The sequence below is a fragment of the Achromobacter xylosoxidans genome, assembly GCF_002192695.1.
In the GTDB taxonomy this organism is placed as follows: Bacteria; Pseudomonadota; Gammaproteobacteria; order Burkholderiales; family Burkholderiaceae_B; genus Achromobacter; species Achromobacter xylosoxidans_C.
This window is the reverse complement of record NZ_MTLG01000107.1, coordinates 19,722-33,545: the sequence shown is the minus strand read 5'-3', so window position 1 is coordinate 33,545 and position 13,824 is coordinate 19,722. Positions and strand designations below refer to the sequence as shown.

The 13,824-nt window shown below is 69.4% G+C and carries 17 protein-coding genes and 1 pseudogene; 11 read left to right on the top strand and 7 right to left on the bottom strand.

Translation table 11 applies throughout. The features are described 5' to 3' along the window. Window positions 1-273, bottom strand: a pseudogene (locus BRO63_RS25360) (NADP-dependent malic enzyme); the annotation flags it as partial. A 107-nt stretch (window positions 274-380) separates the two neighbouring features. On the opposite strand from BRO63_RS25360, the gene BRO63_RS25355 reads away from it, so the two are divergent. The 5 genes from BRO63_RS25355 (at window position 381) to BRO63_RS25335 (ending at window position 4,417) form a co-directional block, all read left to right on the top strand. Next, a complete protein-coding gene (locus BRO63_RS25355; RefSeq protein WP_059378848.1) occupies window positions 381-1,349 on the top strand; it encodes a LysR substrate-binding domain-containing protein in 969 nt (322 codons plus the stop codon). A 122-nt stretch (window positions 1,350-1,471) separates the two neighbouring features. After that, entirely contained in the window at window positions 1,472-2,002 is a 531-nt protein-coding gene (locus BRO63_RS25350; protein WP_373557798.1) for a hypothetical protein, read from the top strand. Beyond that, window positions 1,999-2,493 (top strand): hypothetical protein, encoded by a 495-nt coding sequence (locus BRO63_RS25345; protein WP_088142439.1) that lies wholly within the window; start codon window positions 1,999-2,001, stop codon window positions 2,491-2,493. Before BRO63_RS25350 ends, BRO63_RS25345 begins: the two co-directional genes overlap by 4 nt. 84 nt (window positions 2,494-2,577) lie before the next feature. Beyond that, the gene (locus tag BRO63_RS25340) at window positions 2,578-3,384 is read left to right on the top strand and encodes an AraC family transcriptional regulator (protein WP_088142438.1); all 807 of its coding nucleotides are present in this window, start codon (window positions 2,578-2,580) and stop codon (window positions 3,382-3,384) included. 82 nt (window positions 3,385-3,466) lie between these two features. Continuing rightward, window positions 3,467-4,417 carry a DMT family transporter gene (locus tag BRO63_RS25335; RefSeq protein WP_088142437.1) on the top strand — a complete coding sequence of 317 codons (951 nt, stop codon included), beginning with the start codon at window positions 3,467-3,469 and terminating at the stop codon, window positions 4,415-4,417. Here the strand turns inward: BRO63_RS25335 and BRO63_RS25330 are convergent. Next, entirely contained in the window at window positions 4,404-4,886 is a 483-nt protein-coding gene (locus BRO63_RS25330) for a MarR family winged helix-turn-helix transcriptional regulator (protein WP_088142436.1), read from the bottom strand. The genes BRO63_RS25335 and BRO63_RS25330 overlap by 14 nt on opposite strands. A gap of 131 nt (window positions 4,887-5,017) precedes the next feature. Between BRO63_RS25330 and BRO63_RS25325 the strand changes: the two genes are divergently transcribed. After that, window positions 5,018-6,421 (top strand): MATE family efflux transporter, encoded by a 1,404-nt coding sequence (locus BRO63_RS25325; RefSeq protein ID WP_088142435.1) that lies wholly within the window; start codon window positions 5,018-5,020, stop codon window positions 6,419-6,421. A gap of 4 nt (window positions 6,422-6,425) precedes the next feature. On the opposite strand, the gene BRO63_RS25320 is transcribed toward BRO63_RS25325, so the two are convergent. Next, complete coding sequence (locus tag BRO63_RS25320) at window positions 6,426-7,316, bottom strand: LysR family transcriptional regulator (RefSeq protein ID WP_088142434.1); 891 nt, start codon at window positions 7,314-7,316, stop codon at window positions 6,426-6,428. 123 nt (window positions 7,317-7,439) lie between these two features. Between BRO63_RS25320 and BRO63_RS25315 the strand changes: the two genes are divergently transcribed. Together BRO63_RS25315 and BRO63_RS25310 are read left to right on the top strand one after the other, a co-directional pair. After that, window positions 7,440-7,853 (top strand): sel1 repeat family protein, encoded by a 414-nt coding sequence (locus BRO63_RS25315; protein WP_179215213.1) that lies wholly within the window; start codon window positions 7,440-7,442, stop codon window positions 7,851-7,853. Further along, window positions 7,850-8,620, top strand: a complete 771-nt coding sequence (locus tag BRO63_RS25310; protein WP_088142433.1) for a sulfite exporter TauE/SafE family protein — start codon at window positions 7,850-7,852, stop codon at window positions 8,618-8,620. Before BRO63_RS25315 ends, BRO63_RS25310 begins: the two co-directional genes overlap by 4 nt. Window positions 8,621-8,629: 9 nt before the next feature. On the opposite strand, the gene BRO63_RS25305 is transcribed toward BRO63_RS25310, so the two are convergent. After that, window positions 8,630-9,445 (bottom strand): SDR family NAD(P)-dependent oxidoreductase, encoded by an 816-nt coding sequence (locus tag BRO63_RS25305; RefSeq protein WP_088142432.1) that lies wholly within the window; start codon window positions 9,443-9,445, stop codon window positions 8,630-8,632. Window positions 9,446-9,626: 181 nt separating this feature from the next. Beyond that, complete coding sequence (locus BRO63_RS34315; protein WP_165867857.1) at window positions 9,627-9,776, bottom strand: hypothetical protein; 150 nt, start codon at window positions 9,774-9,776, stop codon at window positions 9,627-9,629. Between the two features lie 245 nt (window positions 9,777-10,021). On the opposite strand from BRO63_RS34315, the gene BRO63_RS25300 reads away from it, so the two are divergent. Then, window positions 10,022-10,354, top strand: coding sequence for a hypothetical protein (locus BRO63_RS25300; protein WP_059378829.1), 333 nt, complete (start codon window positions 10,022-10,024; stop codon window positions 10,352-10,354). A 34-nt stretch (window positions 10,355-10,388) separates the two neighbouring features. On the opposite strand, the gene BRO63_RS25295 is transcribed toward BRO63_RS25300, so the two are convergent. Both BRO63_RS25295 and BRO63_RS25290 read right to left on the bottom strand, forming a co-directional pair. Further along, a complete protein-coding gene (locus tag BRO63_RS25295) occupies window positions 10,389-10,925 on the bottom strand; it encodes a GNAT family N-acetyltransferase (protein WP_088142431.1) in 537 nt (178 codons plus the stop codon). A 7-nt stretch (window positions 10,926-10,932) separates the two neighbouring features. Beyond that, a complete protein-coding gene (locus BRO63_RS25290; protein ID WP_088142430.1) occupies window positions 10,933-11,505 on the bottom strand; it encodes a helix-turn-helix domain-containing protein in 573 nt (190 codons plus the stop codon). 98 nt (window positions 11,506-11,603) lie between these two features. On the opposite strand from BRO63_RS25290, the gene BRO63_RS25285 reads away from it, so the two are divergent. Both BRO63_RS25285 and alkB read left to right on the top strand, forming a co-directional pair. Next, a complete protein-coding gene (locus BRO63_RS25285) occupies window positions 11,604-13,148 on the top strand; it encodes a phospholipase D family protein (RefSeq protein WP_088142429.1) in 1,545 nt (514 codons plus the stop codon). A gap of 6 nt (window positions 13,149-13,154) precedes the next feature. Further along, window positions 13,155-13,814: a DNA oxidative demethylase AlkB gene (gene alkB / locus BRO63_RS25280; RefSeq protein WP_088142428.1), complete on the top strand. Its 660-nt coding sequence runs from the start codon at window positions 13,155-13,157 to the stop codon at window positions 13,812-13,814. The last annotated feature ends 10 nt before the right edge of the window (window positions 13,815-13,824 follow it).

The following is a 13,824-nucleotide window of genomic DNA, read 5'->3' as shown; positions in this document are numbered from 1 at the left end:
CACCGGCTTGGAGGCCAGCGCGCCGATGTTGCCCAGGCCCAGCACCGCAGTGCCGTTGGTGATCACGCCCACCAGGTTGCCGCGGCCGGTGTACCGGTACACATTGGCCGGATCGGCCACGATTTCTTCACAGGCCGCCGCCACGCCGGGCGAATACGCCAGGGCCAGGTCGCGCTGGTTGACCAGCGGCTTGGACGCCACGACGGAGATCTTCCCCGGGGTGGGGAACTCGTGATAGTCCAGGGCGGCCTGGCGGTCCGATTGCGTATTCATGGGGCAGAGCCTCCTAGTCTTGATATAGGAAAAATTCTAGGCTCCAATACATAAGCAGATCATTCAACTTTGATATCGTTCCATAATCTTTACCTTATGTACCGCCTATGACAGCCTTTGATCCGGACCTCGTTATCCGGAAACTGACCTCGCGGCTGAAGATGCGCCACCTGGTGCTGCTGCTGCAGATCGAGCAGCACGGCTCGCTGACCCGGGTGGCCGAGCACATGGCCACCAGCCAGCCGGCCGTCACCAATGCCCTGGCCGAACTGGAAAGCATGTTCGACGTGCCGCTGTTCGAACGCTCGGTGCGCGGCATGACGCCCACGCCCCTGGGCGCGGTGGTGCTGGCGCGGGCCCGCGCCCTGGTCCACGACCTGGGGCACCTGGTCCAGGAAATGGAGGCCGTGGCGGCGGGCCATGCCGCCCATCTGCACATCGGCGTCATCCCATTCGTGTCTGGACAGATGCTGTCGTCCGCCATCAGCCGCACCCTGCCCCAGGGCCGCCGCATCACCGCCACCATCCACGAAGGCCAGGGGCCGGCGCTGCTGCGGCAGCTGCGCGACCACACGCTGGATCTGGTGGTGGGTTGGGCCACGCCGTCGGTGGACATGGACAATCTGGGCTTCGAGGTGCTGTACCACCAGCAGCCACGCCTGATCGCCAGCCGGCGCCTGGCTGCCCGCCTGGGCCGCTCGCGCCTGGAATGGAACCGGCTGGCCGATCTGGACTGGATCCTGGGCACGCCCGACAGCCCGATCCGCGAACAGGTGTCCGAGATCTTCCTGCGCGCCGGATTGGCTCCCCCCACGCCATCGGTGCAGAGCGATTCGTCCAAGCTGATCGGCGAAATGATCGTGGCCAGCGACCGCGCCGTCGCCATCCTGCCCGCTGACATCGCCGACGAGCTGGTGCGCATCGCCGGCGCGGCCATCGTGCCCTATTCCTTCGACTGGACCCTGCCGCCGATCGCGCTGTTCACCCGCGCCGACGGTCTGCGCCGCAATGTCGACGCGCTGTTCGCCGCCGCGCTGCGCGAGGCCTACACCAAGGGCGCACGCCCGCCCGCCTGAGCCGCGCGGCAGGAAAATTGCCAACAAATGCAAATACGCTCGCGCCGCGGCGGCGCGCCCTCCTATACTTCCCGCGCCAAGCAACAAGCAGGAGGGCACGCAGTTTGTTCACACTTCCGCCTATCAACCCGGGCCGCGGCGCGATCGCCCTCCTCACCTTCGCCACGCTAGCCGGATTGTCCGGCTGCAATTCGCTGCTGAACGAAGGCACGGGCGCCGCGGCCGGTATCGCCGGCACCGCCATCGCCAACAAGGTCACTGACAACGCCACCGTCGCCACCGGCATCGGCCTGGGCGTGCAGGCCGGCGCCAAGGCTGCGCTGGCCTACGCCCAGCGCAAGACCCGCGGCGAAGAGCAGGACGCCATCGCCATGGCCGCCGGCCCGCTGGCGGTCGGCAAAGTGGCCAATTGGCAGGTCAAGCATCAGTTGCCCATCGAAAGCGACGCGCGGGGCGAGGTCACCGTCAGCCGGCTGATCGGCGGCGTGAACCTGGAATGCAAGGAAGTGCTCTTCTCCATCGTCACGCCGGCCGACAAGGCTGGCGCCGATCTGCAACGCGAGTTCTACGTCACCACTGTATGCCGCGACGGCGAGCACTGGCGCTGGGCCAACGCCGAGCCCGCCACGGCCCGCTGGGGCTCGCTGCAGTGAGGCGCGCCGCAAGCCTGCTGGCGCTGGCCGCCTGCCTGGGCCTGGCCGGCTGCCAGAGCTCCTCCATCGGCGGCGCGGCAGGCGCCGTGGTCGGCACCGTCAGCGGCGCGGCCACCGCCAATCCGGTCGCGGGCTATGCCATCGGCGTCACGGTGCAGGCGGCAGTGGACGCCACGGTGAAGTACGTGCTGCGCGAATGGAAGAACGACCAGCAGAACGTCATGGCCAACGCGGCGGGCGCCCTCCCCATCGGCCAGGTGCGGCAATGGGAAATCCGCCAACCGCTGTCCATAGGCAACGAGCGCGGCGGCATCCAGGTGGTGCGCGACATCGCCACGCCCTTGACCCATTGCCGCGAAGTGCTGTTCACGGTGGAGCAGAAGGACGCGCCCGCGCCTGCCTACGTCAGCATGATCTGCCAGCAGCCGGGCGGCCAGTGGAAGTGGGCCGCGGCCGAACCCGCGGTGGCGCGCTGGAACGGGCTGCAATAGCCTGAGCGCGGGGCCGCCGGCCCCTTGATCGCGCCGGGGCGGGCGGGCGATACTGCCCGCAAGCTCCTAGCTCCCTTACCCCCCATGAATTCAGGCCAGTTCGTCATGCAACGCAGCGCCCTCGCCGGCGTGCAGGCCGTGGCCGCACACAGCCGGCATGCGTTCGCGCGCCACACGCATGAGCAGTTCGGCATCGGCGTCATGCGCCAGGGCGCCCAGGTTTCGCACAGCGGCCGCGGCCAGGTCGAGGCCGGCCCCGGGCACGTCATTACGGTGAACCCCGGCGAAGTGCATGACGGCGCCCCCATCGGCGACGGCGGGCGCGCCTGGCAAATGCTGTACCTGGACCCCGAGGTCGTGGCGCAGGCCGCGGCCGAGCTGGGCGCAAGCGGACAGGCCTACGAATTCGAACACCCCGCGCAGGACCGCCCGGCGCTGGCCCGCGACGTGCTGGCGCTGTATGCCCAGGCCACCGCCGGCGCGGCGCCGCTGGCCTGCGAGGCGCTGCTGCTGCGCATCCTGGCGCAGGCGCGCGACCGCGACGCCGAGCGCCTGGCCCTGCCTGCGCGCGCGGCGCCCGGTGCCATCCGCCATGCCCGCGCGCTGATCGACGACGACCCGGCGGCCGCGCTGTCCCTGGCCGACCTGGCCGCCGCCAGCGGCCTGAGCCGCTACCAGGTGCTGCGGGCCTTCGCCCGCGACACCGGCCTCACGCCCCACGCCTACCAGGTGCAGCGGCGCCTGCTGCTGGCGCGCAGCCTGATCCGGCAGGGCTCGGCGCTGGCCGATGCCGCGGCCGCGGTCGGCTTTGCCGACCAGAGCCACATGACCCGGCTGTTCGTGCGCGCCTACGGCGTATCGCCGCGGCGCTACGCGCTGGCCGCCGGCTGATCCCCGCAATTTCGTTCAAGACCCGGCCGCGCCCGGACGCTTAGCCTGTGCGCCTTGCTCTCACTAAGGCGCGGATCGGGTCATGAACAATCGCATGCGGGGCTACTGCTATCTGGCGGCCGCCATGGCGCTGGTAGGCAGCACGGTGGCCGCCAGCAAGATCATCGGCACGGGCTTGCCGCCCTTCACCGCGACGGCCTTGCGCTTCGCCATCGCCCTGCCCTGCTTCGCGCTGCTGATGGCGTTGACCGGCGCGCGCCTGCCGCGGCTGGAGCGGCGCGACTGGCTGCTGCTGGCCGTCCAGGCCATCGCGGGCAGCGTCGGCTACACCGCGCTGCTGATCGCGGGCCTGCAACGCGCGTCGGCAGTGGACGGCGGCATCATCCTGGGCACCTTGCCCCTGGTTTCGGCCGCCATCGCCATCGTGCTGCTGGGCGAACGCCCGGGCAAGGCGACGCTCGCCGCCATCATCGCGGCAGCCTTCGGCGTCTGGCTGATGATGCGCCATTCGGCCGGCGCCGGCGGCGCGCGCTCGCTGGCGGGCAACGCGCTGATCCTGGGCGCGGTGCTGTGCGAAGGACTATTCATTCTGTTGAACAAGCGGCTGCGACAGCCGGTGGGGCCGCTGGCGCTATCGACGCTGATGACGGGCTTCGGCCTGGCGTTCTCGGCCGTGGCGAGCGTGGCGGAAGCGCCCTGGAACCTGGATTTGCCCGGGTCGGCGGTGGCTGCGGTGGCCTACTACGCGCTGGTGCCCACCGTGGGCGGCTTCCTGCTCTGGTATGCGGGCGCGGCCCGCGTCAACGGCGCCGAAGCCGCCTTGTTCACCGCGCTGGCGCCGGTATCGGCGGTGGCGCTGGCCGCCGGACTGCTGGGCGAGTCCCTGGCTCCCGCGCAGCTGGCCGGCATGGCTTGCGTGCTGGGCGCGGTGCTGGTGCTGGGTTGGTCGGGGGTCCGTTCGCGCGGCAAGCCGCTACGCGCCGGGCCCGCAGCCCCTGCCGCAGATGCCCATACGGGTCCTAGCCGCGGCTGAACGCCAACGCGAACTCGTCGGAAAAAATGTCCGCCAGCGAGCGCCGCAACGCGGCCGCGCGCTCGGCGCCATAGGCCGCCTCGAAGCGGCGCTGCGCGTCTTTCCACAGCCGCTTGGACTCCGCCAGCTTGGCGCGTCCCGCGTCCGTCAGCGCCACCCGGCGGCTACGCCCGTCCAGGGGATCGCGCGACATCTGCACATAGCCGTCGCGCTCCAGCGGCTTGAGGTTGTGCGCCAGCGCCGACCGGTCCAGCACCATGATGCGCGCCAGGTCCGTCATGGACGGCGAGCCCGCGCGCGCGATGTGCACCAGGATGGAATGCTGCGAGACCTTCAGGCCGCAAGGCGCCAGCACCGTGTCGTACAGCTGCGATACGCGCCGGGTCGCCTTGCGCAGCGCCGCGCCGTTGCAGACGAGCGGATCGGGCGTGATGGCGGCGGCTGGAGCGGAGGGCTGTTCGTCGGACATGACAGGCGCAAAAAGTGGGGAAGGCGGAGGATTCAACGCTACCGCCGGCTTGGGTTCCAAGTCTAGCCCAATCTTGACTTTTAGTGGCATATGCACGTAAATATCCGGACGCCATCCACGGGTTCCTTCCTATGTCCGCGCCTTTGCCGCCCCGTCCCGCCAACGCGCGTCTGCAGGCCATGCTGCATGCGCCCATCGCGCCCACGTTGGCGCGCCTGGCATGGCCCAACATCCTGATGATGCTGGCGCAGTCCTCCACCGGCCTGATCGAGACCTGGTTCCTGGCGCGCCTGGGCACGCCGGTGCTGGCGGGCGTGGCGCTGGTGGTGCCGGTGCTGATGCTGATGCAGAACATGTCGCAGGGCGCGATGGGCGGCGGCATCTCGGCCGCGGTGGCCAGGTCGCTGGGCGGCGGCCGGCAGCGCGAGGCAGACCAGCTGGTGCTGCACGCCGTGGTGCTCAACGGCCTGCTGGGCCTGGCCTTTTGCGCGCTGCTGCTGCTGGGCGGTCCGTGGCTCTACCGCAAGCTGGGCGCCGAGGGCGAGGCGCTCGAGGCAGCCCTGGCCTACTCCGACGTCATCTTCGGCGGCATCGTCCTGATGTGGCTGATGAACGCCTTCGCCAGCGCCATCCGCGGCACCGGCAACATGCTGGTGCCCGGCGCGGTGATCTGCGGCGGCGCCCTGCTCCTGATCCCGCTGTCGCCCTGCCTGATCTTCGGCTGGGGGCCTTTTCCCGCGCTGGGCGTGGCCGGCGGCGGTTGGGCCCTGGTGATCTACTACGCCCTGGGCGCGCTGATCCTGAGCCTGTACTGCGCCAGCGGACGCAATGCCGCGCGGCTGGTGCCCAGCCGCCTGTATCCGAGCCTGATGCGCAACATCCTCAGCGTGGGCGCGCTGGCCACCATCAACCCGTTCCTGACCAATGCCCTGGTGGCGCTGACGGCGGCATTGGTCGGCGCCTACGCCGGCACTGCGGCGGTCGCAGGCTACGGCATCGCCGTGCGGCTGGAGTACCTGCTGATGCCCATAGCCTTCGGACTGGGCGCGCCCATGGTGGCGATGGTGGGATCCAACATCGGCGCGGGCCAGCCCGAACGCGCGCAGCGCATCGCCCTGACCGGCGGCGCCATGGCCTTCGTGCTGGCCGAAACCATCGGACTGGCGGCCGCGTTCTTTCCCGAAGCCTGGCTGCGCCTGTTCGGCGCGCAGGACCATATGCTGGAGGCCGGCGCCAGCTACCTGCGCACCGTCGGCCCGGTCTATGGCTTCTTTGCGCTGGGATTTTCCATGTACTTCGCCTCGCAAGGCGCCGGCCGCCTGAAATGGCCGCTGATCGCGGGGTTCCTGCGCCTGCTGCTCGGCATCGGCGCCGGCGCCATCGCCTTGCGCCTGACGGGATCGCTGGGCCTGTTCTTCGCCATCGCCGCGCTGGCGATGTGCGTCTACGGCCTGCTCATCCTGGGCGCGGTCGCGTCGGGTTCCTGGTTCGACCGCCCCGCCCTGGGCTGGCGCCGGTTGTTCGCGCGCCCCTAGCGTCCTATCGCGCAGGCGCGTTCCGCAACGCATATTCCACCAGCGCCGCCGCATAGGCCGGCAGCGTATCGCGCACGCACAGGACCAGGTCGCGCCTGGCCCAGTCGTCGGCCAACGCCACGCGCCGCACGCCCGCGGCCCGGCCGTAGCGCGCCGCCGCCACGCGCGGCACGATGGCGATGCCCACGCCCTGCCCCACCATCCGGCACACGGCGTCGAAGCTGCGCAGCCGCACGCGGTACGACAGGGCCTTGCCGCCGCGGCGCGCATGATGCGCGATGTGTTCCTGCAAGGCGCTGCCTTCGACCAGCCCGACGAATTCCTGGTCGGCCACGTCGGCCAGCAGCACCGCCTGGCGGCCGGCCAGCGCGTGGTCCGGCGGCACGATCAGCGTCAGGGGATCGTGGCGGAAGACCTGCGTGCGCAGGCCGTGCAGGTCGGCCGTATCGGCCAGCACGCCGATATCGCAAGTGCCTGCCCGCAACGCGTCGGCAATCTCGTGGCTCAGGCGTTCCTCCAGGTCCACCGAAACGCGGGGATGGTCCTTGAGAAACGCGCCCAGCACCGGCGGCAGGTATTCGCTCAATGCCGTGGTATTGCACAGCACGCGCACCAGGCCCTTCAGCCCCAGGCCGTAATGGTCCAGTTCGCCGCGCATACGGTCCATCTGCGCCAGCACCACCCTTGCGTGGTGGGCCAGCGTGCGGCCCGCGGGCGTGGGCTCGACCCCGCGCGGCTCGCGCAGCAGCAACGGCACGCCCAGCGTGTCCTCCATGCCACGGATGCGTTCGCTGGCCGACGCCAGCGTCATATGGCTGCGCCTGGCCCCTGCGGTGATGGAGCCGGTTTCCTGCACGTTGAGGAACAGCCGCAGATCGGTAAGGTCGAATCGCATGCGAAAAGCGTAGCACGGCAACCCTCAGGCTGTGCCATAGGCCAGGTACGCAAGATCCCGATGCAGGATCCGGGGCGTGGAAGATGACAATGAAGTCCCAGCCCTTTCTATCCGGGGAAAACCATGAAAACCTTCGAATCGCGACGCGTGCAGGCCCATTGGCCCGCCATCGCCCTGCTGGCCCTGATTCTGCAAGGCTCAGGCCTGGCCGAAGCCGGCAGCCTGGACACACACACCACGCCGGCACAGAAATATGCGCTGGCCCTGGAAGCCCAGACCCAGGGCGACTATGCCGCCATGGAACAGTGGCTGCGTGCCGCCGCCCGCGACGGCCATGCGCCCGCCCAGCGCATGCTGGGCATCGCCCTGCTCGGCGGCCCCGCCCTGTACGGCGAGTCCCTGCGCGCCGATTTGTGCGAGGGACGGCGCTGGCTGTTGCGCGCCGCGCGCCAGGATGGCGCAGGCGCGGACGATGTCGCCTACGCCTTGTTCGGCCGTCCCCGCGACGGCCTGCCCGCCCGCTGTGAGCCAGCATGACGTTCCCGGAACTGCTTCCCGGCGGCACGCCCGCGCTGCTCGCCGTCACCGTGTCGGTGTTCATCCTGGCCGGCGTGGTCAAGGGCGTCGTGGGGCTGGGACTGCCCACCATCTCGATGGCCATGCTGGCGCTGGTCATGGCGCCGGCGCAGGCTGCGGCGCTGCTGATCGTGCCGTCCCTCGTCACCAATCTCTGGCAGGCCCGGCCATGGACCACGCTGCCCCAGGTGCTGCGCCGCATCGGCGCCATGCAGGCAGGCGTCTGCGCGGGCACGATAGGCGGCGCGCTGTGGCTGGGTCCGCCGTCGGGACACTGGGCCAGCGTGTGCCTGGGGCTGGCGCTGGTGGCCTACGCCGCCTGGGGCCTGTTCGGCTCGCCGCCCAGGGCGCCGCAACGCCATCAGGGGCTGGCGGGCGCGGCGGTGGGCGCCGCGACCGGCGTCATCACCGCCGCTACGGGCGTGTTCGTGATTCCCGCCGTGCCCTATCTGCAGGCCCTGAACCTGGGCAAGGACGGCCTGATCCAGGCCATGGGCATCTCGTTCACGGTGTCCACCCTGGCCCTGGCGCTAGGCCTGGCGCTTACTGGCGGCTACACGCCCGAGGCAGCCGGCGCGTCCGTGCTGATGCTGCTGCCCGCGCTGGCCGGCATGGCGCTGGGGACCTGGCTGCGCGGCAGGATGTCGGCACAGGCCTTCAAGCGCTGCTTCATGGTGAGCCTGGCGCTGCTGGGCGCCTACCAGGCGGTGCAGGGCTGGACCGCCTGAGCCCGGCCGTCAGGCTGCCATTCGCCTTTCGTCGACGCAGCCAATGGACACGGACATCTCGCGCCAGCGCGCCAATTCCTGCTGCACCGACTGGATCTTGGCGCGCGCCTGATCGAAGGCGTCGCGCCCCAGGAACAGGTGCAGGGGCGCGTACTGCGCTTGCGCCGCGTTGATCAGCGTGCGCGCCATCTTGGCCGGATCGCCATCCGCGTCGCGCGCCTGCGCATGGCGCGCCGCCCGTTCGGGCGCTTGCTCGCCGTCCGCGGCGCGCAGGGCGCCCGGATACACCAGCGACACCCGGATGCCGAATGGCGCGGCCTCGGCGGCCAGCGCTTCGGTCAGGCCGCTGACGGCGAACTTGGCCGCGCTATAGGCGCCCCAATCGGCCCGGCCGCCATCGAAGCCCAGGATGGACGAGATATTGAACACATGGCCGCTGCGCTGCGCGCGCATGCGCGGCAGCGCCGCGCGGATCACGTTCAGCGTGGCGAACACATTGATGTCGAACGTGCCGCGCAGGTCCTCGTCCGGCAGGCTGTCCAGCGCGCCGCGCAGGCCATGGCCGGCGTTGTTCACCACCACGTCCAGGCCGCCAAAGGCAGCCACCGTGGCGTCCACCGCGCGCTGCACCTTGCGCTCATCGGCCAGGTCCACCGTCAGGGGCAGGAACTGCCCCTCCAGCTTGGCGCCTACCGCATCCAGTAGCGCATCGCCGTCCTGCGACGTTGCAGCCACCTTGTGGCCCAAGTCCAGCAGCATCTTCACCAGGACCAGGCCCAGCCCTGCGGATGCGTCCGTCACCAACCAGATTTTTTCGGTATTCATGCGATTCCCTTCCCTTGCGTGCGCTGCCGGCAACGCGCCCGTCAGCGTGGCGGAACCGGCGCATCCGCAATGAACGCGCCGCCCCACCCTGGACGAGATGGTAAGAATCGCGAGCCTGCGCGTACAGGCTCGTTCTTGCGTGAATCCTGCCTATTCCTGCAACGGTGTGTTCCGCGCGCCGTCAGCCCAGCGCGCTGCGGTAGTGCTCGCTGTCGAATGCGGGCGCGCTTGCCGCCTGCGGCGCGGCGGACGGTTCCTGCGCCGCGCCGGGCGTCTCGACGCCGAAGAGGGAGAGTTCCGCGTTGACCAATGCCAGTATGAAATTCGCCATGATGACTCCTAGGATTTCGCGTCCGGACCGGCGCGGGCCGCGCAGGTCTTATAGAGGACATGGGTGCCATGGTGCGGGCCTGGACGCGCGCCGTCCATTTGCTTTACTCAATGGCGCCGATTGACGGGATGCAAGCCGGGAGACGTCCGGGCCTGGAATGACGGATAATTCGGGGTGTTTGCCGCGCAGCCGCGGCAAACAGCACTTTTCTTGGGCCTTGCGCCCACCCGCATTCGGAGTCAGTCATGCATCGCGGTATCGAGGCGATCGAAAAATTCATGGAATCCGTCGGCCTGGCCTGGCGCCCCGGCTCGACCGCGCGCGCCGAACTCAAGGTCAGCTACCGCATCGGCAACACCCGGCCGCTGGGCATAGACCGCACGCTGGTCGAATTCCACTGCGATGCCAAGCGCGCCAAGGTCTGGGTGCCGGAATTCTCGCGCACCAGCTTTCATCAATGGTTCGAAGTGCCCTACCAGGAGTTCGAATTCACCCCTGGCGGCTCGATGCTGAAGATCAAGGCCCCGGCGCGCGGCAACGCCCCGCCGTACAGCGTGGGCATCAAGCCCCTGGCCTGAGCCCCGCCGCTGCCGCCCGCGGCGGCAGCATCCATTACAGCTGCTTGTACATGATGGTGGTGCCGTCCAGCTTGGCGGCATCATGCGGATCGCGGCTGAAACCCGGTATCACTCCCACCGTCTGGTAGCCCTGCGACGCGTACAGCGGCTCGGCGCTGTCGCCGGTGCGCGTGTCCAGCGTGATCAGGCTGCGGCCCTGGCGCACCGCCATGGCTTCCGCCGCGGCCAGCAAGGCGCGGGCGATGCCGCGGCGGCGGAAATCCGGATGCACCAGCAGCTTGCGCACCTCGGCCCGATGCGGCTGATTGGGCGGCGTGTCCCAATCCAGCTGCACCGATCCCGCGACGCGCCCTTCCTGCCGCGCCACCCACAGCGCCGACTTGCCGCCGGCGATCGCCGGCACCACCTTGGCGCGCCAGAAGGCCTGCGCCTCCTCGGACGAGTACGGCAGCACGAAGCTGACGCTGGCCCCGCCCTGCACGCAGGCGCGCAGCAATTCGGCCAGCTCGGGCACGAGGGCGTCGGCGGCGTGGGCCGACAACAGGATCAATTCAGGATTCGGATGGGACATGATGGACTCAGACGATGAAGAGCAGGTAGCGGGCGCCGCAATGCGGCGGGGTTGAAAATTCGCTTGCGCCGAACAGCTGGTAGCGCAGGCAATCGCCCTGGGACAGGCGGTGCGCCTGCCCGTCGGCGCTGATGGCCAGTTCGCCTTCCAGCATCAGCAGGTGGTGTTCCAGTCCGGGCCGGGGCGAACGCTCATAGGCGATGCGCGCGCCCGGCGCGAGTTCGCACGCCAGCACCTCGCCCGCCAATTGCTGCGCAGGCGGCGATACCGAGCGGCGGCGAAAGCCCGCGCTGGCGTCTACCCAGACGGCCTGCGCCTGCTGCGGCACCAGCGGCACGAAGTCGTCCTCGACCATGAGCATCAGGCGCGACATCGTCATGCCATGGGCCGCGCACAGCTTGCCCAGCGCGCTGGCCGTGGGGCTGACCTCGGCGTTTTCCAGGCGGGAAAGGGTCGCGCGGCTGAGGCCAGCGCGGGCGGCCAGCTCGTCCAGGGACCAGCCGCGCTCCTGCCGCAGCGCCTTGAGCCGGCCGGCGATGCGCCGGTCCAGATCGGCGTCGGGTGCATTGTGATTTTCCATATTAGAGAATTTCTCTCAAATACGGAAAATCGTCAAGCACCAAAGGGGAAACAGAGGCCCAACTCAGCCCGCGCCGCGATTTCGGCACAATACGGGTCATGTACCTGGCCAAACCCCTGATGATGACTGCCCTTTGCCTGCCCCTGCTAAGCGGCTGCGGCTTGCCGCCGCTGGATAACCGCAGCGACTCCCATGCGCTGACGCCGGAGGCATCGCAGGACACCCCGCTGGGCCGGGCCATCGCGCCGCTGGCCGCCCAGCACCCAGGCAAGTCCGGCATCCACCCCCTGCCCGACGCCTACGACGCCTTCGCCGCCCGCATGCTGCTGGCGCGCGCCGCCGAACGCAGCCTGGATGTGCAGTACTACATCTGGCACAAGGACATGACGGGCACCATGCTGCTGGAGGCCCTGCACGCGGCTGCCGACCGCGGCGTGCGCGTGCGGCTGCTGCTGGACGACAACGGCACTTCCGGGCTGGATGAGGAACTGTCCGCGCTGGATGCGCACCCGAACATCGAGGTGCGGCTGTACAACCCCTTCGTGCTGCGCTGGCCCAAGTCCCTGGGCTATGTGACGGACTTCAGCCGCCTGAATCGCCGCATGCACAACAAGTCCTTCACCGCCGACAACCAGGCCACCATCATCGGCGGCCGCAACATCGGCGATGAATACTTCGGCGCGGCCAGCGGCGTGCTCTTTACCGACCTGGACGTGCTGGCCATCGGCGCCGCGGTCAACGACGTGTCGGTGGATTTCGACCGCTACTGGGCCAGCGACTCGGCCTACCCGGTGGACCGGCTGCTGAAGAAGACCGGCCCCGGCGAACTGGACGAACTGGAACAGGCCGCCGCCCAGGTCGAGCGCTCTCCCGAAGCCGCCGCCTACGCCGAAGCCATGCGCAAGCTGCCGTTCATCCAGCAGCTGCTGCGCGGCGAGCTGACGCTGGAATGGGCCGACACGCGCATGGTCAGCGACGATCCGCGCAAGACGCTGGGCACCGCGCCGCCCGAGGCGATGCTGCCGCATCAGCTGCATGAAATCATCGGCACCCCCACCACCGATCTTGAACTGGTGTCGCCCTATTTCGTGCCGACCGCCGTCGGCACCGAGTCCTTCGGGCAAATGGCGCGCAGCGGCGTCAAGGTCAAGGTGCTGACCAATGCGCTGGAAGCCACCGACGTCGCCGTAGTGCATTCCGGCTACGCCAAGCGCCGCAAGGACCTGCTGGCCAGCGGCGTGGAACTCTACGAAATGAAGCGCATGGGCGCCGAAGTCGAACGCAACAAGAGCATGGGCCCCTTCGGCAGCTCGGGTTCCAGCCTGCACGCCAAGACCTTCGCCGTCGATGGCAGGCGCATCTTCGTCGGCTCCTTCAACTTCGACCCGCGCTCGGCCAAGCTCAATACCGAACTGGGCTTCGTCATAGACAGTCCGACGCTGGCGCGCCATATCGCCGACGCGTTCGACAAGGACATCCCCAAGTCCGCCTACCGCGTCTGCCTGGACGACAAGGGCCAGCTCTACTGGCTGGAACAACGCAACGGCGAGACCATACGCCACGATACCGAGCCCGGCACCACGGTGTGGCAACGCCTGTCGGTCTGGTTCGTGTCGCTATTGCCGCTGGAACCCCTGCTGTAGGCTGACATGGCGAGCAACCTGGACCTGTTTGGCGACGACGGCGGCGCGCAAGCCGGGCGCATCATACTGGGCCCGCAAGCTGTGGTGCTGCGCGGTTTTGCCCTGCCCGTGGCGGAGGCGCTGCTCGCCGGGGTCGACGCCGTGACGGCGCAAGCGCCCTTCCGGCACATGCAAACCCCCGGCGGCTACACCATGTCGGTGGCGCTGACCAATTGCGGGCAGCTGGGCTGGACCAGCGATGCGCGCGGCTACCGTTACGCCCGCATCGATCCGCTCTCCGGCCAGCCCTGGCCCGCCATGCCCCCGGCGTTTTTGCAGCTGGCGCAGGCCGCCGCGGCCGAGGCCGGCTTTCCCGGCTTCGAGCCGGACGCCTGCCTGGTCAACCGCTATGAACCTGGTTCGCGCCTGTCGCTGCACCAGGACAGGAACGAACGCGACTACGCCGCGCCCATCGTCTCCGTGTCGCTGGGCATGCCCGCCATGTTCCTCTTCGGCGGCGACCAACGCGCGGACAAGGCCAGCCGCACGCCGCTGTTCCATGGCGACGTGGTCGTGTGGGGCGGGGTCGACCGGCTGCGCTACCACGGCATCATGCCCATCAAGGACCTGCCGCATCCGCGCCTGGGCAGCCAGCGCATCAACTTCACCATCCGCCGCGCCGGCTGAGCGCGGCATG